This window comes from Bacteroides sp. 44_46 (assembly GCF_001915465.1).
Taxonomy (GTDB): domain Bacteria; phylum Bacteroidota; class Bacteroidia; order Bacteroidales; family Bacteroidaceae; genus Bacteroides; species Bacteroides clarus.
In genome coordinates this window covers 86,180-108,813 of record NZ_MNQO01000019.1, presented here as the reverse complement: position 1 = coordinate 108,813, position 22,634 = coordinate 86,180, and the positions used below count along the sequence as shown (strand labels likewise).

The following is a 22,634-nucleotide window of genomic DNA, read 5'->3' as shown; positions in this document are numbered from 1 at the left end:
GTTTACAGGTTATAAAAAGCGGAAAGAAAATCTGTGTATCTCGCTTAAAAACTTTACATTTGTACGACTAATTTAGAAGCAATATAAATGAGACATGGTTTTATCACTCTATATGCGCTTGCAGCTACGGCATTAACGGCCGTAGCGCAACCGCGTTTCACCTCTAATACGGAAATGTATGATTTCGGGCAGATTGAATGGAAGCATCCGGTAACGGTGCAATATTCCATTACGAACTCCGGTAACCAGCCTTTGGTGCTTACCGGTGTGGAGCCCGATTGTGCCTGTTCCGTAGCACGGTGGACAAAAACTCCTATCGCTCCGGGTGCAAAGGGAGTGGTCAATGTGACTTTTGACGCAGAGGCTCTGGGGCACTTCAACAAATCCGTAGCCATTTACAGTAATGCGCAACCTCATTTGGTTTACTTGAAGTTCAACGGTGAGGTAGTGCGTGAAATCAAGGATTTTACTAAAACCCATCCGTATCTCATCGGGCAGATACGCATTGATAAGAACAGTCTTGACTTCCCCGATGTGCAGGCCGGTGAAAAGCCTGTTATGCACATAGGAGTCGTGAATCTGTCAGACCGTCCGTACGAACCTGTGCTGATGCATCTACCGCCTTATCTGCAAACGGAAGTGAAACCCAATGTCTTGCAAAAAGGAGAAAAGGGTGTCATCACCGTTACGTTGGACTCCGAACGCTTGACGGACTTCGGACTGACGCAAGCCTCTGTCTATCTGGCACGTTTTGCGGGTGACAAGGTGGGGGATGAAAATGAAATTCCTGTGTCCGCCATTCTTCTGCCGGACTTCTCGGGCATGACCGAGACGGAAAAGGCGAATGCCCCTGCCATCAATCTTTCCATTAAGGATATCGATATGAGTACGGTATTGGCAAAGAAGTCGAAGGCGCGTCAGGACATTATTATAACGAATACAGGCCGTTCTCCTTTGCAAATCAGCAAACTGCAGGTATTCCACCCGGCTGTGGGTGCCAGCTTGAAGAAAAGTGTGCTGCAACCGGGAGAAAGTACCCGTCTCCGTGTAACGGTGGCGAAACGGAATATCGGCAAAAAACGCCGTCATCTGCGCTTGCTGATGATTACGAATGACCCGATGCAGCCGAAAGTCGAGATTAATATTAAAGCGAAATAATATAAATCTTACCATGGAACATCCTGAAAATAGCAGAGAATATAAAGGTTTGGTTGTCAATGCAGGCATTGAACAACCGTCGTCCGTCAATCCTTATTTGAAGCGGAAGCCGAAGAAACGCCAGCTTTCCGTTGCCGAGTACGTAGAGGGCATTGTAAAAGGTGATGTTACGATATTAAGCCGGGCTGTGACATTGGTGGAAAGCGTAAAGCCCGAACATCAGGCCATTGCCCAGGAGGTGATAGAAAAGTGCCTGCCATATTCTGGCAACTCTATCCGTATAGGTATCAGCGGTGTACCGGGCGCTGGCAAGAGTACGTCTATCGATGTATTCGGATTGCACGTATTGGAGAAATACGACGGCAAACTGGCGGTATTGGCTATCGACCCCAGCAGCGAGCGCAGCAAAGGCAGTATTTTGGGTGATAAAACCCGTATGGAGAAGCTCTCCGTTCATCCTAAATCTTTTATCCGTCCCAGCCCTTCGGCAGGTTCGCTGGGCGGTGTGGCGCGTAAGACGCGTGAAACGATTGTGCTTTGTGAAGCCGCCGGATTCGATAAGATATTTGTAGAAACAGTGGGTGTGGGACAGAGTGAAACCGCAGTACATTCAATGGTGGATTTCTTCTTGCTTATCCAGCTTGCCGGTACGGGCGATGAGCTGCAAGGCATCAAGCGCGGCATTATGGAGATGGCGGACGGTATCGTCATCAACAAGGCGGATGGGGATAATCTGGAACGTGCCAAGTTGGCCGCCACTCAGTTCCGTAATGCGCTGCATCTTTTCCCGGCTCCGGAGAGCGGCTGGACGCCGCAGGTACTGACCTATTCCGGCTTTTACAACCTCGGGGTACAGGAAGTATGGGATATGGTCTACAAATATATCGATTTTGTGAAAGAGAACGGTTACTTTGAATATCGCCGCAACGAGCAAAGCAAATATTGGATGTACGAAACCATTAATGAACAACTCCGTGACAGTTTCTATCATAATCCAACGATTGAAGCGATGCTGACCGATAAAGAGAGCCAGGTATTAAAAGGTAACCTGACATCCTTTGTCGCTGCCAAGAATTTGCTGGATACTTATTTTACGGAATTAAAGAATTAGTGGGGTCTCAAAGTAGAAGACACTTGCTGTTTGTTCCTTTTTAGGCATGGATTACACGGAAAAGAATCAAGTAAATCTGTGTAATCCGTGCCTGAAAGAAATCCTCAAGCATATTTTGATAACCTCTTGCTCCCTATACCTCTTTTCCTTCTTTCTCAAAGTCCTTGCGCGATTTGCTTTGTGTAACGATATATACACCGAGAAATACCAGCGCAATGGCAATTCCCTTTTCCAGATTGAATACCGCCATACCGATTATGACTGTAACTATTGAAGCTACAATAGGTTGCATATAGTTGTACATGCTTACTACTGTGGGGCGCAACAGCCTTTGCGCCGTCATGATACATATATAGGCAAAGAAACTGCCGCCTACCACTACATAGCCTACTTGTAACAGTGCCGCAGTAGAGATTTCCGTCCACTGAATGGCGGCCACATCGTGATAGGAGAAAGGAATGTAGCACATGGATGCATACACAAACATCCATTTGTTCAGGGTGATGGGAGAGTATTTTTGGGACAATCCCTTAAATACGGTCAGGTAGATAGAGAAACTGATTTGGGCGACGAGACACAGTAAGTCGCCTATGATGCTTCCGTTACCGCTGCTTGCATTTTGGCTGCTCATAATAAGTATCAATGCCCCCATTGCCCCTACAAAAATGCCCAGCACTTTTTTATTGGTAACGGGCTCTTTCAGATAAACGGCCGCTACAATCATGGTGACGATAGGAAGGGTGGTAGTTACGATAGAGGCATCGATGGGGGAAGTCATGGACAGTCCGAAGATGTAGACTCCCTGATTGAACACCAATGCAAAAAGAGAGGCGAAGAATATCTTCAACATATCCCGGTGGTCTACCTGCTCGCGTTTGCAGAAGAGTGAGAGCAGCCAGAAGCAAGCCGCTGCGCCTACCATGCGGAAAGTAGTGACAGACAAAGCGGAGAACTCAACTAATGCGGATTTGCCGATGGGTGCCATTAGTCCCCATAGAATATTGGCGGTCAGAGCGAAGAGGTGACCTTGTATGTTCTTGTTCATATTGTAAAATATGTATTGGTTGTGGTGAAAAACGCCGCAAAGGTAATTAAATTCTCAATCTCTTTCTTTATATTTGCTACACGAATATAAAGGAATCATGGAAGTACAAGCCAATTACATCAGACGTATCGAGATACACGGATTGTGGCATCGATATAATATAGCTTGGGAGTTGCGTCCCGATGTCAACATACTTTCCGGTATTAACGGGGTAGGAAAGACTACGATTCTGAACCGTTCGGTGGGTTATCTGGAGCAAACCACCGGAGAAGTGAAGAGTGATGAGAAGAACGGAGTACACGTTTTTTTCGATAATCCGGAAGCGACTTTCATCCCTTATGATGTAATCCGCAGTTACGACCGTCCCCTTATCATGGGAGATTTCACCGCCCGCATGGCAGACCCGAACGTAAAGTCCGAACTGGACTGGCAGCTCTATCTGCTCCAACGCCGTTATCTTGATTACCAAGTGAATATCGGTAACAAAATGATTGAATTGTTGAGCGGTGACGAGGAACAGCGGAGTATGGCTCCGGCTCTTTCCGTACCTAAACGGAAGTTCCAGGATATGGTTGACGAACTGTTCAGTTATACCCGCAAGAAGATTGACCGCAAGAGCAATGATATCGTCTTTTTCCAGGATGGAGAACGGTTGCTTCCCTATAAACTCTCATCCGGTGAGAAACAGATGCTGGTAATCCTGCTGACTGTCCTCGTGCGCGACGAAGACCATTGTGTACTCTTTATGGATGAGCCGGAAGCGTCATTGCACATTGAATGGCAGCAAAAGCTTATCGGTATGATACGTGATTTAAATCCGAATGTACAGCTTATCCTCACGACCCATTCGCCTGCCGTTATCATGGAAGGATGGCTGGATGCAGTGACGGAAGTGGAAGATATTTCAACGATTATAAATTAAATGATTCATTAAAATCATCATTCATCACTGTTTTGGCAACATCTTTACGACATAATCTGACTTCCGCTTATCTGGACGCCGCACATAAATTCTCATCGAAGAGAGGGCGCAGGCGCATTGTGGCGTACGTGGAAAGCTATGATGATATAGCTTTTTGGCGTACTCTTTTGGCAGAGTTCGAGAACGAGGAACGCTATTTCCAAGTAATGCTTCCGTCCGCCACTTCATTGGCGAAGGGTAAGAAGATGGTGCTGATGAATACGCTCAATACAACGGAGCTGGGACGCAGCCTGATAGCTTGTGTGGACAGTGACTACGATTTCCTGCTGCAAGGGGCTACCAATGTGTCGCGGAAGATAAACCGCAATCCTTATATCTTCCAGACTTACGGATATGCCATTGAGAACTTCCATTGTTTTGCCGAGAGCCTTCATGAAGTTTGTGTGCAGGCAACGTTGAACGACCGTCATATCCTCGATTTTCCCGCTTTCCTGAAACGCTATTCACAGATAGCCTATCCGTTGTTTCTGTGGAACGTATGGTTTTATCGCCAGCATGATACGCATACCTTCCCTATGTACGATTTTAATGCCTGTGTCCGTTTGCAGGAAATAAGCCTGCGGCATCCTTATAGCGCTTTGGATGCTATGCAGCGTACGGTATCTGCCAAGTTGTCCGAAATGCAAGTCCGTTTTCCGCACTACATAGAGCACGTTGACAAGTTGGGAGAAGAACTGCGTAAATTAGGATTAGTTCCCGACAATACCTATCTCTATATACAGGGACATCACATTATGGACTGTGTGGTGTTGAAGCTGCTGATACCCGTTTGTACCGTACTCCGTCGTGAGCGTGAACAGGAAATTAAACGTCTGGCGGAGCATAACGAACAGTTCCGCAATGAACTGACGGGCTATGAGAACAGCCAGGTCAATGTAGCCGTCATGTTGAAGAAAAACAGCGGTTACAAGAACCTTTATCTCTATCAGTGGTTGAAAGAAGATATCCGGGAGTTCCTCGAACGGGAGAAGCTCTGACCACCTATTATACTTTATATTTAAACATCATGGACATATTAAAGAATATCGACGAATTATTGATTTCCTGGGGAATAGCCCCTTCTCTGGCCGATATGCTCGATCAATTTATAGCTTTTGCGCTTGTGCTTATAGTCGCTTTTCTGGCGGACGCTATTTGCCGGAATATCTTGTTAAAGGTGGTGGCGCATCTGATAAGGAAAACGAAAGCGACATGGGATGATATCGTTTTCGACCGTAAGGTGTTGATTCACCTTAGCCGGATGGTGGCTCCTGTCATCATCTATATCTTTATTCCGGTTGCTTTTGCCGAGACGAGTTCTTCCACTTTGGGATTCATCCAGCGTGTCTGCCTTATCTATATTCTTATCACGTTCCTAAGTTTTATCAATTCGTTCCTGAAAGCGGTTTATACTGTGTACAGCGAGAAAGAACAGCTTCGCGACCGCCCTTTGAAGGGAATGTTGCAGACGGTACAGGTGATTCTCTGGTTTGTGGGCGCTATCATCGTGGTAAGTATTCTGATTGATAAGTCTCCGTTGTCGCTATTGGCAGGACTGGGCGCTTCTGCCGCTATCCTGATGCTGGTATTCAAAGATTCGATTATGGGATTTGTTTCGGGGGTACAGCTATCCGCCAATGATATGCTGAAGGTGGGTGACTGGATTGCGATGCCCAAATACGGCGCCGACGGTACGGTGATAGAAGTCACGCTGAATACGGTAAAGGTGCGTAACTGGGATAATACCATTACTACGATTCCACCCTATCTGCTGGTCAGCGACTCGTTCCAGAACTGGCGCGGTATGCGCGAGAGCGGCGGGCGGCGTGTCAAGCGTTCCATTAACATCGATATGAACAGCGTGAAGTTCTGTACTCCGGAGATGTTGGACAAGTATCGTAAAATTCGTTTGCTGAAGGACTATGTGGAGCATACCGAAGCGGTGATAGAGGAGTACAATAAAGAACATCATATCGACAACTCCATTCTCGTCAACGGTCGTCGCCAAACCAATTTGGGTGTGTTCCGGGCTTATCTGACTGCCTATCTGAAAAGCCTTCCTGATGTAAATCAGGAACTTGTCTGTATGGTTCGCCAACTGCAACCCACAGACCATGGCATTCCTATGGAGCTTTATTTCTTCTGTGCCATCAAGGATTGGATTCCTTACGAGGGGGTACAGGCCGATGTATTCGACCATGTTCTGGCTATCATTCCCGAATTCGATTTACAGGTATTCCAGTCGCCGTCGGGAAGGGACTTCCAACGGGTGCTTTCTTAGCTGTCAATGATTGGTTACCGGTGGATTTATCCCTATTGGTCTTGCTTTTGAAGTAGAAGAAACAGCCTGTATCAGAATGAGCTATTATCTTATTCTGATACAGGCTGTTTTTATCTGAATATCCCCTAACCGGATTTCCGTTTAACTAATATACGGTATTTTGCGGGTCAAAGTTGGTCCAACCTTTCATCCAGTCGTCGTTGGCGTCTTTAAAAGCTCCGATATAACCGTTATTACCATCGGAGAGGATTGAAGCCGGACAATATTTCTGGCCGGTATTCATCGGGTCGGTCAGGCCTAATTCGGATTCGCTCTTCACCGCATTATTGATGGAATTGGCGTAAGTAATGCCCAAAGAACCGTCGTTTACAAAGAACTCGTGAGAGAAAGATATACGGCTGTCGTCTGTTATATTTTTGCCGTCGGCGGATAAGTGGTCTTCATAAATTTTGTTACCGTCGGAGCCGATAATATCCATACCTGCGAAGATGATGTTCTTCAATGTGAAGCCGCCCTCTTTGGCATACTTCGGTGTATTGCCTTTTTCGCCATCTATAATCAGGCCGATAGGATAACCTACTGCCAATGAGTTTTCACAATTCAACCTGCTGCTACGGCGGATTTGCATGGCAGATTGGAATTTACCGAGTTTAGAGCCGTTGTCCGGATATACGCTACCGCCGGTGATGTAGTCTGAAGTGTTGGCAAAGTCCGTATTCAAGGCGGTCTTGGGACCGATGAAAGTTATATTCTTAAAAGTGGCGGTAGTAAATGGGGCCGTTTCCGTACCGCTTGCGTTGTTGTCGCTCTCAAAGCCGTTGGACTGAGATGTATCGGCAATGCGCGGGTCACGGATTGAAAGACAGTATTGTACTGTTCCGCTGAAACCGTTGTCGGTATCGAACTCGTCATCCCAACCTTTGTAGGCCACCAGGTACCGGCAATTTACCGTACCGCCGAACCATTCGTAAGAATCATCGTTGGAATAAGATACTTGTAAGTGGTCGATGGTTGTACCGCTACCGACAGAACCAAAAGTGATTCCGTTGATTTCCTGGTCTGTTTTGAACGGATAACCGGCAAATTCCACGCGGATGTATTGATAGATACCGGAATTGTCACTGTCGTTATCACCACCGAAAGTTGTACGCGGACCACCTTCTATTTGTTTGGTTCCCTCATTGTTCTTGGCTTTACCGCAGATTATCAGGCCACCCCAGTCACCGGGCTTGCGGTTACCCGGAGCCTCTTCGGAAGTCATTACGATAGGAGCTTCTTTGGTTCCTTTCATTTCTACGTAACCGCCGGGTTCTACTATAAGGGCGGCTTTGGTCTGCTTGTCGCCTTTAATGATTGTACCTGCGGGAATTCTCAGCTTGGCTCCGCTGGCAATGTATACCCAACCTTTCAAGAGGTAAGTTCCTTTTTCCAGTGTTACGTCACCGGTAAATACAAATTCTTGGTCGCCACTACCCAGTTCTGTACCTTTGTTGAATAGAATACCTTCGCTGATGGCTGTCGTTCCGTCGTAAATTACTTTCGGTTCTTCGGTATTGCCATTTCCGGTATTGTCATCATCAGAGCAGGATGTTAATCCGCTTCCCATTACAATGGCTGCGCATATCATACTGGCCCAGCCAAACTTTTTAATTTCCATTTTCATACTTCTTTTTTGTTTTGGATTTCTGTTTCTAATCTGTTAGTCTCTCTTGTATATTTAAAAACTGTAACCGATTGTCAGGTTGTAACTCCGTCCGGGTTTATAACTGCGCGTTATTTCTTCAATGGTACGGGCTTGTCCGTTTACTACTACATCCTCAAACTGTTTGAAGTAATAGCGCTCTGCAAGAAGGTCGCGTATAGCGGCTTTTATTTCCAGATTGCCAAACTTTTTGCTGGCAGAGAGGTCAATGCTGTTACGAGGCATTTCATAGGAGTTGGGAATATTGCGTGCATCACCTTCGGAAGAACTGCCGTAGCGGTTGCCTACACCGATAATGCGTTTACCGATACGATTGTAGAGGATGGCGGCATTCCAGCCTTTCTCTGTGTTGTTATAGAATAATCCTGTGTTGATGAGGTACGGTGATTGCCCTTGCATAGGCCGGTCGATATTGTTAGTTCCCGCCGCAAACTGAACTTTACTTTTGATGAGCGCCCCGTTGAATGAAAGGCTGAAGTTCTTCATACCGATAAAGTCGAGGTTTTTGCGGATATCCACTTCTATACCATAGTTGTCGGCTCCTTTGGCATTAATATAGGAATAAATCGGGTCGGTACCGCCGGACATGGTGTATGTCCATTCAATAGGGTTTTTGAAATGTTTGTAGAATAAGGCCACGGAGATTTGTTCGCCATTGTCGGGATACCATTCGTAACGCAGGTCTACATTTTGTATATAGGCTGCTTTCAAACCGGAGTTACCCATCACGTCACTGCCGAGGTCGAAGTCGTAGTAAACGGAAGTGGAAAGTTCGCGAAATTCCGGACGATTCACGGATTTGCCGTAAGCCAGGCGGAACTGCTGCTTCTCGTTCAGCTTGTATGTGGCATTCAAAGAGGGGAAGAGGTCGTTATAATCGTAGAAAGTACTACGTTTGCTCTCCTCGTATTGCCGGGTATTCATGATGAGTTCCTGGCGGTTGTGCTCATAACGTACTCCGGCATATAAACTGAAAGCGCCTACGGGGATGTTGATCCCTGCATAACCGGAAATTTGAGTGTTCTTTCCTTCGTAGTTGTTCATGTAGTTCACTTCTTCCTGCATATAGAGTTTGTCGGTTCCGTAATTGGAGTCAATCAGTACGTTATTTACAACGTCAGTGTCGAACTCAAACCGATCCGGCAAAGCGTTATCAGGGTCCCAGCTGTATTGAAACTGACGGGTATTATAGGTACGTGTGCGGTATTCGCCGTACAAACCGGTTTTCAAAGTCGGTTCAATGTTTCCGAACTGGAAATCATGACGGTAGTTTACATTAGCCGACGCGATATGCTCGTCCAGTTTGGTGAACTCACGGCTGATACGATAGATACTCATGGTTTCGTCTGTACGGTCGGTACGCTCGATGAGGCGGCGGTCGGGCAGATTACGGTTGGCATACGCATAACCGATGCTCCAGTCGAGCTTATTGGCATCAAACGTATGTTTGCCGGTAAATTGCGTGTTGTATGTAGTACGGCTGGAATAGTAGTATTCCATATTATTGATATTATCGGGCTGGGCGTTGAATCCGGTACGTTCCGAATAGCGGTCTTTGGCTATTTGATTGAAAATGTTCTTAAATTCATAACGGTGACGGCTGTCTCTCGGCTGAAAGGTGAGATTCAGCATAGCGCCCAGACGCACATCATTACTGTATTGGTTATCTGTTGCTTTGCGTAGGAATACGGTTTTGTCATTGGATGTATCGTACGGACCGTAAAGGGAATTCTCCATATCCAGATACGTTTTATAAGTATTACTGTAATTTACGGCTGCCAGCATACCATAGGTACGTCCGCTCTCGGTTTCCCATTTATGGTTGTAAGACAGATTTACTTTAAGGTCTCCGACAGGCTTTATGGTCTTTAGTGTCCAGTCGTTGTTGAGGCCGTTGTTAAGGATGTCTATACGGGCGGTATTGCCGTTGGTATAGTTCGGATATGTATTCAATGCTCCTTTCATACCGGCGTCGAGTGTGCGGAAACCGGTGCCGAATCCCAGCCAGTCCATGTTTCCCCCTTTGGCTTTTAGAAAATCTTTAAAATGGGTCTGGTCATTGATTGCGCCTCCGATAGAAAGATTAAAGCCGTTTTCGCTTGGCATATCTTTAGTGTCGATAAGAATAAAACCACCGGTAAAGTCTGCGGGATATTCGGGGGCAGGGCTTTTTACAATAACCATGTTGTCCAGTTGGGAGCTGGGAATGATGTCGAAAGAGAAAGCGCGTGAGTCGGCTTCCGAACTGGGAACGGCGCTACCGTTCATCCATACATTATTGTAACGTTGGGACAGTCCGCGCACCATGACAAACTTCTCGTCTATAATGGATACACCCGGTACACGCTTGATAACTTCGGAGGCATCTTTGTCCTGTGTTTTGGCAATCTGTTGGGCGGATACGCCGCTTTGTACCACTAAACTGCGCTTTTGTTCCTGCATCAGGGACACTTCATTGTTCTTTTTTGCTGCGGCTACTACGGATACCTCACTCAACGCTTGTGCGTCGCTTTCCAACTCGAAGTTCAGTACGACGTCGGTATTGCCTGCTTTTACATTATTCAGTACGATATCTTTGTAACCCACATATTTAATGTGCAATGTGTAAGTACCGTCTTTCACATCCAAGGAGTAGTTGCCGTCCATATCGGCGATGGCGCCTTGCGTGGTTCCTGCTATCTGCACGGTAGCTCCGGTCAGCGGTTCCCGGGTCTGCTTGTCGGTGATAGTACCTTTGATGGTGCCTGCCATGGCCGTCATGACAGAAAGTGTAAGGAATAAAATAAGGAAGAAAATCTTTCCTAAATCTACTTTCATACTCATCGCTTTTATACGTTTCTTAGTTCGCTGCAAAGATGCGCCGGGCATATTTCAAGAGTGGTACATACCTTATACAATACATTTTCGTTTTTATTAAGGCTCTGTTACACAATCTGTATGATTTTGTCATGCCGTGCAACTTAAAAAAGAATATAAGGTACTTGGTTATTGAAGTTTTATCTCTACATTTGTATAATCATTAAAAAAATAGACACATTATGGGCGTTCCCCTTCACAATGACACCGAACGTTTTCGCCGCCTATCCCTGCTTGGACGGATTGGTTGGTGGGAGGCCGACTTCTCCGCTAAGCAGTATCTTTGTTCCGAATATGTATGCGATTTGTTGGGAGTAAAAGGAGAGTCACTTTCTTTCATGGATTTCGGCCGGATGATTCGTGAAGACTATCGGGGGCGCATTACCAGAGAGTTTCTTGCCATTACAGAAGTGGAAGTCTACGAACAGACCTTTCCTATTCATACTGCGGCAGGAGTGATTTGGGTACATTCCCGTATGGGTTTTAAGGAGATTACGCCTGACGGACATTTAAAAGTCTTCGGAATTCTGCAACGCGTAACGGAACCCGTGAATAAAGAAGATAAGGACAGAATGTGCCATATCAATAATCTGTTGTACCGTCAGAATTCCATTTCCCATTCCTTGTCCCATTTTCTGAAAGATGAATCGGTGGCTTCCGGCATTTACGAAATCCTGAAAGATATTCTGGATTTCTTCCGTGCGGGGCGCGCCTATATCTTTGAGTATAACGAGGATTATACTTCCCAGACTTGTACGTACGAGGTTGTAGCCGAAGGAGTAATGCCGGCCATAGAAACACTCCAGAATATTCCGGTGACTTCCATGTCATGGTGGGCTTCGCAGATTCTATCCGGGAAACCTATATTGTTCGAGTCATTGTATAAGCTGCCCGAAATGGAAGAAAGCGAATTCCAATTATTGGACCGGCAGGGCATCAAGGCGCTGATGGTTGTTCCATTGGTGGCGGATGATACGGTGAAAGGATTTATGGGAGTGGATTTGGTAGACCGTACCATCTTGTGGAGTAATGAAGACTACCAGTGGTTGAGCTCGTTGGCGAATATCATCAGTATTTGCGTTGAGTTGCGTAAAGCGAAAGATGAGGCTATACATGAGCGCCAGGCTTTAGACCGCAGTGAGAAACTGTTCAGGAATATCTTTACCAATATACCGGCCGGAGTGGAGATTTATGATACGAACGGTATTCTGGTAGATATTAACAATAAGAACATGGAGATATTCGGCATCCGCGACAAAGCCGATGTAATAGGTATCAACCTGTTTGAGAATCCGAATCTGTCCCCTCAACTGATAGAGCGGATACGCGAGCAGGATGTCGTGGATTTCCGTCTGGATTATGAATTCGGGAGTATAGAGGGGTATTATCCTTCCGACAGGCGTAATAAGATTAATCTGTACACCAAAGTAAGTAAGATATACGACAGTAAAGGATACTTTACCGGATATGCCCTAATCAATATTGATAATACCGAGCGTATAGACGCTTTGAGCCGCATATGCGATTTTGAGAACTTCTTCCTGTTGATTTCCGATTATGCGAAAGTGGGTTATGCAAAGTTGAATCTGCTGGATAAGAAAGGTTATGCCATCAAGCAATGGTATAAGAATATGGGAGAAGATGAAAACGCTTCCTTGCCGGAAGTCGTAGAAGTATATGGCAAGATGCATCCGGAGGATAGAAAACAGATGCTGGACTTCTTCTATAAGGCGCGTCTCGGCAAAGTGAAAGACTTCAAGGGAGAGATGCGTATCTTGCGTCCGGGAACAAAAGACCAATGGAACTGGATACGCACCAACGTGGTAGTCAACCAGTTTAAGCCGGAAAACGGAGTAATCGAGCTTATCGGCATAAACTATGATATCACGGAGCTGAAAGAAACCGAATCCAAACTGATCGATGCCAAAGAGAAAGCCGAAACGGCCGACCGCCTGAAAAGCGCTTTCCTCGCCAATATGAGCCATGAGATACGTACTCCGTTGAATGCGATTGTCGGCTTCTCCAGTCTGCTGGTGCAGGAAGAGAATCCGGAAGAACGGGAGCAGTACATGGCAATCGTAGAAGAAAACAACGAACTGTTGCTGCAACTGATATCCGATATTCTGGACTTGTCTAAAATGGAAGCCGGAACCTTTGACTTCGTCGAACGGGAACTGGATGTGAACCTGCTATGTGAAGACATGGTGCGTGTGATGAAGCTAAAAGCCAAGCCGGGAGTAGAGGTCGTCTTCGACCGTCACCTGCCGGAGTGCGTCATAGCGAGCGACCGCAACCGCTTGAACCAGGTCATCGCCAACTTTATTAATAACGCGATAAAGTTTACCGCTACCGGTAGCATACGTTTGGGATATGACCGGATAGATGCCGGCCATTTACGCTTTTATGTCGCCGATACCGGCATCGGCATCATGCAGGAAAAGCAAACCGAAATATTTGACCGTTTTGTCAAGTTGAACTCTTTTGTGCATGGAACCGGATTGGGTTTGTCCATCAGTAAGAGCATCGTTGAGCAACTGGGCGGAACCATCGGCGTAGAGAGCGAACCGGGCAAAGGGGCGTGCTTTTGGTTTACATTACCTATCGCTTGATAGGAGCGATATTATCGGATAATCTTCTATCTTTTCCCCACTCATTTATAGCAAAAAAAGAATGAATTGTATCAAAACGGTTATGCTATAACTGCTTTGAGATTAATAATTTTGTCCGCATCAAACACTGTGTTAGAAAAACGCTAATGTTAAACTAATTGTTAAACCAAGATTATTCTATGAGAAGCAGGAAGAAAGAAGGAGTATATTCTATGAGTATACTTAAGCGTCAGGTGCTGTTTGTGCTCTTTGCTTTTGCAGCAACCTTATGCGCATTCGCGCAAAACAAAACAATCACAGGACTTGTAGTGGACGGAAACGGTGAATCTATCATCGGTGCCAGTGTTCTTGTCAAAGGGACAACGAACGGAATCATCACTGACATCGACGGTAAGTTCACGCTGAATGACGTGCCCGAAGCGGGAGTTATCCAGATCAGTTATATCGGTTACAAGACTCAGGAAATCTCCGCGAAGAACAAGACCAGTCTTAAAGTGGTGCTTGTGGAAGACAATGAAATGCTGGATGAAGTAGTGGTAGTGGGTTATGGCGTTCAGAAGAAATCGGATGTTACCGGCGCCATGATTCGCGTAGGTTCCGAAGAACTGAATTCACGTCCGGTAGCCAATGCTTTTGAAGCCATGCAGGGTAAGGCAGCCGGTGTGGACATTGTCAGCAATGAGCGCCCGGGGGAAGTCGGAACAATTAACGTACGCGGTGTGCGTTCTTTGAGCGCCAGCAATACCCCGCTGTATGTAGTGGACGGTATCCCTTTGATGTCCAATAGCGGTATTGAAACCTTGAATCCGCAGGATATCGAATCTATTGATGTGTTGAAAGACGCCTCTGCCACAGCTATCTACGGTTCCCGTGGTGCCAATGGCGTTATTCTGGTTACTACCAAATCCGGTAAAGAAGGTAAAATGTCCTTGAACTACTCCGGTACGGTTACTATCGAAAATTTGCAGGACTATTCCGAAATGATGAACTCTGCCGAGTATATCGATTGGCGTCGTTGGTCTTATTACTATCTGAATCCATCCAAATATCCTCGTGGAGACCAGCCTACTAAGGAAAATGACTACGAAATCTTTTTGGGTGCCACTGATCCGACAGCTTGGAAGAATATCGAAATGGGTTGGGCCGGTGGTACTTGGGACGGTTCTCGTGTTCCTAATACGGATTGGTGTGATATGGTTACGCAAACAGGAATTACTCATGAACACACATTGAGTGCCAGTGGCGGTACGGATAAAATGAAGGGCTATGCATCTATCGGTTATTTGGATAATGAGGGTACGGTGAAAGGCCAGGCTTATACCCGTTATACCACAAAGTTGAGTTTGGATTTGAAGCCTACTAAATGGTTCAATTTAGGATTGAATGTTAATGGTACATTCAGCGAACAGCAATACGGTTCGTCTGCAAGTTCTGTTGGACAGTTAATCAAGGGAATGCCCTCTAACTTGTATGCGGCATCTACCAGCTTGTTCCCTTACGCGTCACCTTATGATGAGAATGGTAACCGCATTGAATATCCCGGTGGCGATGATAAAGTAAAGAATGTGATGAACGAATGGAACAATAGCCAGAATGAACGCCGTATGTTCCGTGCTATTGGTAGTTTGTATGCTCAGTTGGATTTGGGTGAAATTTATGCTCCTTTAAAAGGGCTTAGATATCGTTTTAATTTCGGACCGGATTTCCGCTATTATAGAAACGGTACATTCCGTAATGAAGAGTCAATCAGCAGTGAAGGTAAGAATCGTGCTTCATTATCCAATCAGTCAGACTTTTCTTGGACATTGGACAACTTGATTTACTATGATAAAGAAATAGGCAAACATTCATTCGGACTTACTTTATTGCAAAGTGCTACGGGTTATCATTATGAAGAATCTTCTATGGCAGCCGAAGGCATTCCTTTGGAGAGTGCAAAATGGAATGCATTGTCGAAAGAGAACGTTTCTTTGTTGGATGAGTGGAACAGCGGGCTGATTGAGAAACAGCTTCTTTCTTATATGTTCCGTGTGAACTATGATTATAATAATAAGTATTTGCTGACGGTTTCCGGTCGTTGGGATGGTGCTTCACAGCTTGCAGAAGGTAATAAGTGGGCTTTCTTCCCTAGCGCGGCTTTGGGTTGGCGTCTCGATCAGGAAGAGTTCCTGAAAGACGTTACCTGGTTGAATCAATTGAAGTTCCGTCTGGGTGTCGGTGTTACCGGTAACTCTGCCATTGACCCTTATCAAACAAAGGGTGCCATCGTTTCGCTCTATTATCCGTTTGGTGCTACACTTGCTCCCGGTTATGCCGCTTCAGAACCTTTGATTAAGGATGGAGCCGTAGCTATGGCTAATAAAGACTTGTCTTGGGAAAAGACTACCCAATATAATATCGGTCTTGATTACTCGGTATTAAATGGACGAATTTCCGGAGTTCTTGATTTCTATACTTCACGTACTACCGACTTGCTGATGGCAATGACAATACCTTCATTGAACGGTTATACTAATACATATGCCAATGTAGGTAAGACATCCAATATCGGTGTGGATATAACACTGAATACCGTTAATATCAAAACGCGTGATTTTGAGTGGTCTACCAGCATTAATGCTGCATGGCAGAAGGACAAGATTGATGAGTTGGCAAATGGTAAAGAAGATGATATCAATAATAATTGGTTTATAGGACAGGCATTGGGCGTAATCTACGGTTACGAGTGCGGCGGCCTTTGGAAAGAAGAGGATGCTGCTGAAATGGCTAAGTTCAATGCTAAGGGGCATTCTTTCCAAGCAGGTATGGTACGTCCGGTCGATCAGAATGGTGACTATAAAATCGATCCGAATGATGACCGTGTAATCATAGGACACACTCGTCCTCGCTGGACTTTTGGTATGACGAATACGTTTACTTATAAGAATTTTGACCTTTCTGTTATGATGTACGGCCGTTTCGATTATATGGTAGATACCGGCGGCGAATGGCAGGGCGGACGTTATATGCAGCGTAAGATAAACTATTATAACGAAAATAACAAGAATGCAGAATATCAGAAACCTATTTACAATATTGGTGGTGGAGACCCTTACTATCGTATTGTAGGTTATAAGAACGGTTCATTCCTGAAGGTACGTAATATTTCTTTGGGTTACACTTTCCCGCAGACGCTTATCAAGAAGTGGAATTTATCCAATCTGAAAGTTTATGTACAAGCTAAGAACCCGGGACGAATCTTCTCTAATATTGATTTCTTGGAATTGGATGCTTCGCAAGCATTTACTTCTACTTGGAACCGTGGATTTACAATTGGTTTGAATGTTGGATTTTAAATGTCATTAAAAGTATTACGATTATGAAACTACATAAAAAAATAACATTTGGCTTGTTAGCCTTGACTTTAGTAGGTCCGATGACTTCGTGCAGTGATTTTCTGGATGAGGAGTTGACTACTCAGCAGAATACGGATTTCTTCGATACCCAAGAAGGTATTGACCGTTTGGAAGTCAGTCTTTACTATAATTTGCGTTTCCATTTTTCCAAAGAGTGGGCATGTGCCACGACGAACTATGGTACGGATGAGTTTCGTGTAGGTGGTGACGGTTCTAATGCTTCCTGGAATAATTATGACGGTAATTTCCAGTCATCAATAGTCAGTAACTCAACCAATATGTATGAGGTATGGGATGGTATGTATATCGGCATCAACAATGCCAACTTGCTGCTAAGCAAAGTTACTCCGGACAGTTATAAAGAGGCCAATAAGAATACCTACATGGGTGAAGCTTATTTCCTTCGTGGATTCAATTATTTGAAACTGGTATCTCAATACGGCGGAGTTCCTTTGAAACTTACTCCGAGCGAAACCCCGGAACGTGAGTTTTCTCGTGCCACTGCCGAAGAAACATTGCAACAAGTGATTGATGACTTGAAAGATGCCTATACGTATCTACCCGAAACGGCTTCCATGACGGGAAAGATGACGAAAGACGCGGCAGCGCATTTTCTAGCTAAAGCATATTTGCTGCGTGCCAGTGAGATAAATGATGATTGGAATGGCGCTACGAAAGAGGAAGACTTGAAAGAAGCGTTACGTTTGGCGCGGGAGGTTATATCTCATCATAATTTAGCTCCGAATTATGCGGATTTGTGGAATTATACCGAACCGAATGGTGCAAATGAGCAATTGGATGAGATAATCTTGGCAGCTCAATTCTCTTCTGATAAGGCAACGGAGGGAGCCAATGGTAATCAGTGTCATCTCTATTATGTTTCTGTATACAAGGATTTGCCTCAAATGCAGCGTGATATTGCGGGTGAACGCGAATACCAGCGTCTCAGAACTACCTATTATATGTACAATGTATATGATATGGTGAAAGACTCTCGTTTCTGGAAAAGCTTTAAAACAAAATATGCAGTGAATAACCCGCAGAAAGGTTCCGGATATGTACATGGTGATTTAGGTATTATGTACGTAATTAACCGTCCCGGTGATACTCGTTTTAATGCTGTACAACTGAACAATGAGGTGGTTTACGATAAGACGGGAAAAACAATTCCGACTGTATTTGTTGCTTACCCGAAAGATCGTAATGGGCAAGATGATGAAGCGTTGTATGATTATACTACTCGTTATTGTACACTGAATAAGTATATTGACGGCTCCCGTGAATCGAGAGACAGTCGTGTAGGTTTCCGTGACGGTATTCTTGCCCGATTAGGTGAAACTTATCTGATTGCCGCAGAAGTGTTGATTCGTCAAGGTAAATATTCGGATGCTTTAGGTTATATCAATGACCTTCGCGCACGTGCCGCTTATAAAAGTGGAGAAGACCGTTCTGTATATTGTGACGGTGGCGCTGCTTACAATGATAAAGCTTTGGGATATAAGGACGACGGTGTGAATTCATATTATGCCGAGAATTCTTATTATGAGTCCAATAACATCGATAAGTCAATGAAGGATGCTACGAACTTGCAAATTACGGATATTCATAACTTGCCGGCCGAAGATGAGGCGATTATCAGTAAGTTAGGTTATAGCACGGATTATGACCGTATGATGTGTCTGTTATTGAATGAGCGTTCTCGCGAGCTTTGCGGTGAATTCCATCGTTGGCAGGATTTATCAAGAACATTGACTTTGGTTGAACGTACCAAAGCATTCAATCCGGATGCTGCACCTAATATTCAAGAACGCCATAATCTGCGTCCTATTCCGCAAACCTACCTGGATGCTATCCAGAAGAACGGTCACGCACTGACTCCGGAAGAAAAGAAAGCAGAGCAGAATCCGGGATATTAAGCAATATCCATTTTATAAGTTTATAATAAATAAGAAGGCTCTCTACCGCAAGGTAGAGAGCCTTCTTTATTCATTCCTTAGAGGAAAACCTCTGCCGGATTATACTCCGCTGAATGCGCTGAAACCACCGTCGATAGGGAGCAATGCGCCTGTAACGAAGCTGGCGGCATCGCTGCACAGGAATTGTACGGCGCCGTTCAACTCGTTGATGTCACCGAAGCGTTTCATCGGAGTCTTGGCCAATACTTTCTTGCTGCGGTCGGTCAGTGAGCCGTCGGGATTGATGAGTACGGCACGGTTCTGGTCGCCGATGAAGAAGCCCGGGGCGATGGCGTTGACACGGATACCGTCTCCGTATTTCAGAGCCAGTTCGCTTGCCAGCCATTGCGTGAAGTTGGCAACGGCCGTCTTGGCGGCCGAGTAACCCGGAACACGGGTGATGGCGCTGTATGCCGCCATGGAAGATACGTTGACAATGCATCCTTTACCCTGCTTTGCCATCACTTTGCTGAACACCAAAGACGGATAAACGGTTCCGTTCATGTTCAGGTTGGTAACTTTCTCCCAGCAGGAGATATCCATGTCGTAGAAGTGCTGGTCGGGAGCCAGAGTTGCGCCCGGCATATTTCCGCCGGCGATGTTGAGCAGAATGTCGATACGTCCCCACTTGGCAACGATGTCATCGGCAAGTTTCTCAAGGCTGGCGATGTCCAGTACGTTACCTACGATACCGATAACATCTTCACCATACGTTTTCAGTTCCTCTACGCGCTTGTCCAGTTGTTCCTGACGGATGTCCACCGCTACAACTTTAGCGCCTTGTTGCATAAAACACTTGGCGATGCTGCCGCCCAATACACCACCTGCGCCGGTGATGACCGCTACTTTACCTGCAATACTGAATTGTTCGTTCATAGTTTTTCTTTCTTTTATTATTTATCGTTCTTATACTGTATGCTTCATACTTAATTCTCAATCCCCATTTCATCCCGCACCACTGCCATCATGCCTTCCACCTGTGCCAGCGCCAGCATGCGGCCGTGGAATGAATAGCCGGGATTGTATCCTTTGTTCTCATCGCCCAGCATCATCCGTCCGTGGTCTACACGCATGGGCAGGTTCGGATTTTCTTGCTCGAAGATACGGATAAGGTCGATGAGGTGCCCGCGTCCCGTCAGGTGGGAGCTTTCTATGAAGTTTCCGCCCGGCATGGCTGCGGTGCTGCGCAGATGTACAAAGTGGGTGCGTGATGCAAACTTTCTGGCGAGTTCGCGGGTATCGTTATGCTCTCCCGCGCTGAGTGAGCCGGCACAGAAGGTCAGTCCGTTGTGAGGATTATCCACAGCGTTCAGGAACCATGCGATGTCCTCCTCGTTGGTAACGATACGCGGCAGACCCAATACTTGGAAAGGAGGGTCGTCGGGATGTACGCACATATTCACTCCGTATTCCTCGCACACCGGCATGACGGCGGCAAGGAAATACCGCATGTTTTCGCGGAGCGCGTCGCGGTCGATACCTTTGTACAAGGCCAGCAGGTTCTTGAAGATATTCACCGGGTTCTTGTCGCCTTCCTTGATGTTGCCGTTTACGAATCCCTGTGTCTTTACGATGATTGTGTCGATAAGGCTCTCTTTTTCGGCTTCGGTGATGGTTTTGTCCAGCTCGGCCACCTTAGCCAGTTCTTCCGCAGAGTAGTCTTTCTCGGCTCCCTCACGTTGAAGAATGCGCAGGTCGAAATAGGCAAAACGTACCCGGTTGAAATAGAGTGATGATGTACCGTCCGCCCAGGGATGCTGCAAATCCGTACGTATCCAGTCGATAACGGGCATAAAGTTGTAGCATACGGTCTTTACGCCGCATTTACCCAGGTTGGCGAGGCTGATTTTGTAATTCTCTATCAACTGTTCGCGTTCCGGTCCGGCGTACTTAATGGCCTCGCATACGGGCAGGCTCTCTACAACCGACCAGCGCAAACCGTAGGACTCGATATATGCCTTCAAATCGTTGATAGCTTCCTCTGTCCATATTTCGCCGTTGGGCACATCGTGCAAAGCGGTGACTATACCTTCCACACCGATTTGACGAAGCATATCGAGCGTTATTTTGTCTTTTTTACCAAACCATCTCCAAGTCTTTTCCATACTTCCTTTGTATTAATGATTTAAAATGATTATTTGAACAGATGTTGCAAGCCTGTATTCTCTGAATGACAGATAGTATGAACTAACTATGCACATCTTTATCCGGTGCAAATATAGGCACTAAAACACTCCGTATATGAACGGATATTTGCAGGATATTTGCGGATATTTGCATATATCGGAAGAAAGATGGGATAGTAGCCGGCGCAGAGAAGTAAACGACTTTAAATCAATAGCATATAAGTACCAATATAGTACCGGCATCTGGTACGGCCTATACCAACGGTTGGTACATCTCATACCACACTAAGGTACGGCTCGTACCATGCTTTGGTACAACCGCTACCAAGCGTTGGTATTCCGTGTACCGGCTATTGGTATTTTCGTTGTTCCCCCTTGTTATTTCCGTTATCCCCTCTTTGTAATTTCTTTCTTCCCGGTGTACTTATTATTATTATTCGTATCTTTGTTCTACGGACAAGCCGGCAGATGCCGGACTGATAGCAAGCAGCGTTATGAGACAGATAATAAACGAACAACTTCAGATATCGGAATCCAACCCGATAAAGGCGCGTTACTACGACTACGACCGTTTCACTTATCCCTGGCACTTCCACAGCCAGTACGAAATAATCTATGTGAGGAACAGTAGCGGCCGCTGCTTTGTGGGCGATTGCATAGAGCGGTTTTCGGACGGCGATGTGATATTGTTCGGTCCCAACCTGCCTCATTACATGCGGAGTGACGATGCTTATCATTGCGGTAATCCTTTGCTGCGGGTGCAAGGCACCATCATTCAGTTCGAGGAGAACTTCATGCAATACTCTTTCGACCATTATCCGCAGTTTCATCAGATACGGCTGCTGCTGAAAGAGGCCAAACGGGGAGTAGTTTTTCACACCGCCGACGACAGCCCGGCACGTGACATGGTATCCGCTTTCCCCGAACTGAAAGGCTTCGGGCAGATAACGGGATTGCTGGATTTATTGCAGGGATTGTCCGTGTCCTCCCAAAAGAAGATGTTGGCAAGCCCTTTCTACTACGAGAAGTTCCCCACGGCAGGCAACAAACGGATTGATAAAATCATCTCCTTCATCAACAGCAATTACACCCGTTCCCTCAAGCTCGACGAGATTGCCGAAATGGCGAATATGAACAGCAGCGCGTTTTGCCGCTTTTTCAAAGAGGTCACGGAAAAGACTTTCCTGCAATATGTAACGGATATGCGCATCGGCTATGCGTGCAAGCTGCTGACCATCGGTGACATGGAGATTTCGCAGATAGCGGTGGAGTGCGGCTTCGACTCTATCTCGCATTTCAACCGTACCTTTAAGCAACTGACGGGGCTGACGCCGACGCAGTACAGAAACCAAATCATGAAGTAGAATTAAGGGCTGTCGAAGCGTTGATAAGCTCCTGGCTCCTCAACTCCCTTGACATATTAATCCCCCTTCAC

The 22,634-nt window shown here is 45.8% G+C and carries 14 protein-coding genes; 9 read left to right on the top strand and 5 right to left on the bottom strand.

Going from position 1 to position 22,634, the window contains the following annotated elements; translation table 11 throughout:
• Positions 1-87: 87 nt before the first annotated feature.
• Both BHV73_RS11565 and meaB read left to right on the top strand, forming a co-directional pair.
• Positions 88-1,158: a DUF1573 domain-containing protein gene (locus BHV73_RS11565; protein WP_286738387.1), complete on the top strand. Its 1,071-nt coding sequence runs from the start codon at positions 88-90 to the stop codon at positions 1,156-1,158.
• Between the two features lie 13 nt (positions 1,159-1,171).
• The gene (meaB, locus tag BHV73_RS11560; protein ID WP_009122995.1) at positions 1,172-2,269 is read left to right on the top strand and encodes a methylmalonyl Co-A mutase-associated GTPase MeaB; all 1,098 of its coding nucleotides are present in this window, start codon (positions 1,172-1,174) and stop codon (positions 2,267-2,269) included.
• A gap of 133 nt (positions 2,270-2,402) precedes the next feature.
• Here the strand turns inward: meaB and BHV73_RS11555 are convergent, their stop codons facing one another.
• Positions 2,403-3,314, bottom strand: coding sequence for a DMT family transporter (locus BHV73_RS11555; RefSeq protein WP_009122996.1), 912 nt, complete (start codon positions 3,312-3,314; stop codon positions 2,403-2,405).
• 97 nt (positions 3,315-3,411) lie between these two features.
• Here BHV73_RS11555 and BHV73_RS11550 point away from each other — a divergent pair, with 97 nt between their 5' ends.
• From BHV73_RS11550 to BHV73_RS11540, 3 genes are read left to right on the top strand one after another with little or no spacing between them, the layout of a single operon-like run.
• Positions 3,412-4,236, top strand: a complete 825-nt coding sequence (locus tag BHV73_RS11550) for an AAA family ATPase (RefSeq protein ID WP_009122997.1) — start codon at positions 3,412-3,414, stop codon at positions 4,234-4,236.
• 32 nt (positions 4,237-4,268) lie between these two features.
• Positions 4,269-5,273 carry a DUF4435 domain-containing protein gene (locus BHV73_RS11545; RefSeq protein WP_039951065.1) on the top strand — a complete coding sequence of 335 codons (1,005 nt, stop codon included), beginning with the start codon at positions 4,269-4,271 and terminating at the stop codon, positions 5,271-5,273.
• 29 nt (positions 5,274-5,302) lie between these two features.
• Complete coding sequence (locus tag BHV73_RS11540; protein WP_009122999.1) at positions 5,303-6,556, top strand: mechanosensitive ion channel family protein; 1,254 nt, start codon at positions 5,303-5,305, stop codon at positions 6,554-6,556.
• Between the two features lie 145 nt (positions 6,557-6,701).
• Here the strand turns inward: BHV73_RS11540 and BHV73_RS11535 are convergent, their stop codons facing one another.
• On the bottom strand, positions 6,702-8,219 hold the full coding sequence (locus BHV73_RS11535; RefSeq protein WP_286738385.1) for a beta-helix domain-containing protein: 1,518 nt from the start codon (positions 8,217-8,219) through the stop codon (positions 6,702-6,704).
• Between the two features lie 54 nt (positions 8,220-8,273).
• On the bottom strand, positions 8,274-11,081 hold the full coding sequence (locus tag BHV73_RS11530) for a TonB-dependent receptor (protein ID WP_286738384.1): 2,808 nt from the start codon (positions 11,079-11,081) through the stop codon (positions 8,274-8,276).
• Positions 11,082-11,296: 215 nt separating this feature from the next.
• Here BHV73_RS11530 and BHV73_RS11525 point away from each other — a divergent pair, with 215 nt between their 5' ends.
• The 3 genes from BHV73_RS11525 to BHV73_RS11515 all read left to right on the top strand — a co-directional run bounded on the left by BHV73_RS11525 (position 11,297) and on the right by BHV73_RS11515 (position 19,034).
• On the top strand, positions 11,297-13,723 hold the full coding sequence (locus BHV73_RS11525) for a sensor histidine kinase (protein WP_118467927.1): 2,427 nt from the start codon (positions 11,297-11,299) through the stop codon (positions 13,721-13,723).
• Positions 13,724-13,902: 179 nt separating this feature from the next.
• Entirely contained in the window at positions 13,903-17,058 is a 3,156-nt protein-coding gene (locus BHV73_RS11520; RefSeq protein ID WP_087412417.1) for a SusC/RagA family TonB-linked outer membrane protein, read from the top strand.
• A gap of 23 nt (positions 17,059-17,081) precedes the next feature.
• Positions 17,082-19,034, top strand: a complete 1,953-nt coding sequence (locus BHV73_RS11515; RefSeq protein WP_087412350.1) for a RagB/SusD family nutrient uptake outer membrane protein — start codon at positions 17,082-17,084, stop codon at positions 19,032-19,034.
• A 99-nt stretch (positions 19,035-19,133) separates the two neighbouring features.
• On the opposite strand, the gene BHV73_RS11510 is transcribed toward BHV73_RS11515, so the two are convergent.
• The gene (locus BHV73_RS11510) at positions 19,134-19,949 is read right to left on the bottom strand and encodes an SDR family oxidoreductase (protein ID WP_004289114.1); all 816 of its coding nucleotides are present in this window, start codon (positions 19,947-19,949) and stop codon (positions 19,134-19,136) included.
• A 50-nt stretch (positions 19,950-19,999) separates the two neighbouring features.
• Positions 20,000-21,178, bottom strand: a complete 1,179-nt coding sequence (uxuA, locus tag BHV73_RS11505; RefSeq protein WP_087425602.1) for a mannonate dehydratase — start codon at positions 21,176-21,178, stop codon at positions 20,000-20,002.
• Between the two features lie 515 nt (positions 21,179-21,693).
• Here uxuA and BHV73_RS11500 point away from each other — a divergent pair.
• Complete coding sequence (locus BHV73_RS11500) at positions 21,694-22,563, top strand: AraC family transcriptional regulator (RefSeq protein WP_286738380.1); 870 nt, start codon at positions 21,694-21,696, stop codon at positions 22,561-22,563.
• Positions 22,564-22,634: the final 71 nt, after the last annotated feature.

Excerpts from the sequence above, each read along its gene's own strand:
- BHV73_RS11565 (WP_286738387.1), top strand. The coding sequence starts at position 88 with ATGAGACATGGTTTTATCACTCTATATGCGCTTGCAGCTACGGCATTA.
- BHV73_RS11555 (WP_009122996.1), bottom strand. The coding sequence starts at position 3,314 with ATGAACAAGAACATACAAGGTCACCTCTTCGCTCTGACCGCCAATATT.
- BHV73_RS11530 (WP_286738384.1), bottom strand. The coding sequence starts at position 11,081 with ATGAGTATGAAAGTAGATTTAGGAAAGATTTTCTTCCTTATTTTATTC.
- BHV73_RS11525 (WP_118467927.1), top strand. The coding sequence starts at position 11,297 with ATGGGCGTTCCCCTTCACAATGACACCGAACGTTTTCGCCGCCTATCC.
- meaB (WP_009122995.1), top strand. The coding sequence starts at position 1,172 with ATGGAACATCCTGAAAATAGCAGAGAATATAAAGGTTTGGTTGTCAAT.
- BHV73_RS11550 (WP_009122997.1), top strand. The coding sequence starts at position 3,412 with ATGGAAGTACAAGCCAATTACATCAGACGTATCGAGATACACGGATTG.
- BHV73_RS11540 (WP_009122999.1), top strand. The coding sequence starts at position 5,303 with ATGGACATATTAAAGAATATCGACGAATTATTGATTTCCTGGGGAATA.
- BHV73_RS11535 (WP_286738385.1), bottom strand. The coding sequence starts at position 8,219 with ATGAAAATGGAAATTAAAAAGTTTGGCTGGGCCAGTATGATATGCGCA.
- uxuA (WP_087425602.1), bottom strand. The coding sequence starts at position 21,178 with ATGGAAAAGACTTGGAGATGGTTTGGTAAAAAAGACAAAATAACGCTC.
- BHV73_RS11500 (WP_286738380.1), top strand. The coding sequence starts at position 21,694 with ATGAGACAGATAATAAACGAACAACTTCAGATATCGGAATCCAACCCG.
- BHV73_RS11520 (WP_087412417.1), top strand. The coding sequence starts at position 13,903 with ATGAGAAGCAGGAAGAAAGAAGGAGTATATTCTATGAGTATACTTAAG.
- BHV73_RS11515 (WP_087412350.1), top strand. The coding sequence starts at position 17,082 with ATGAAACTACATAAAAAAATAACATTTGGCTTGTTAGCCTTGACTTTA.
- BHV73_RS11510 (WP_004289114.1), bottom strand. The coding sequence starts at position 19,949 with ATGAACGAACAATTCAGTATTGCAGGTAAAGTAGCGGTCATCACCGGC.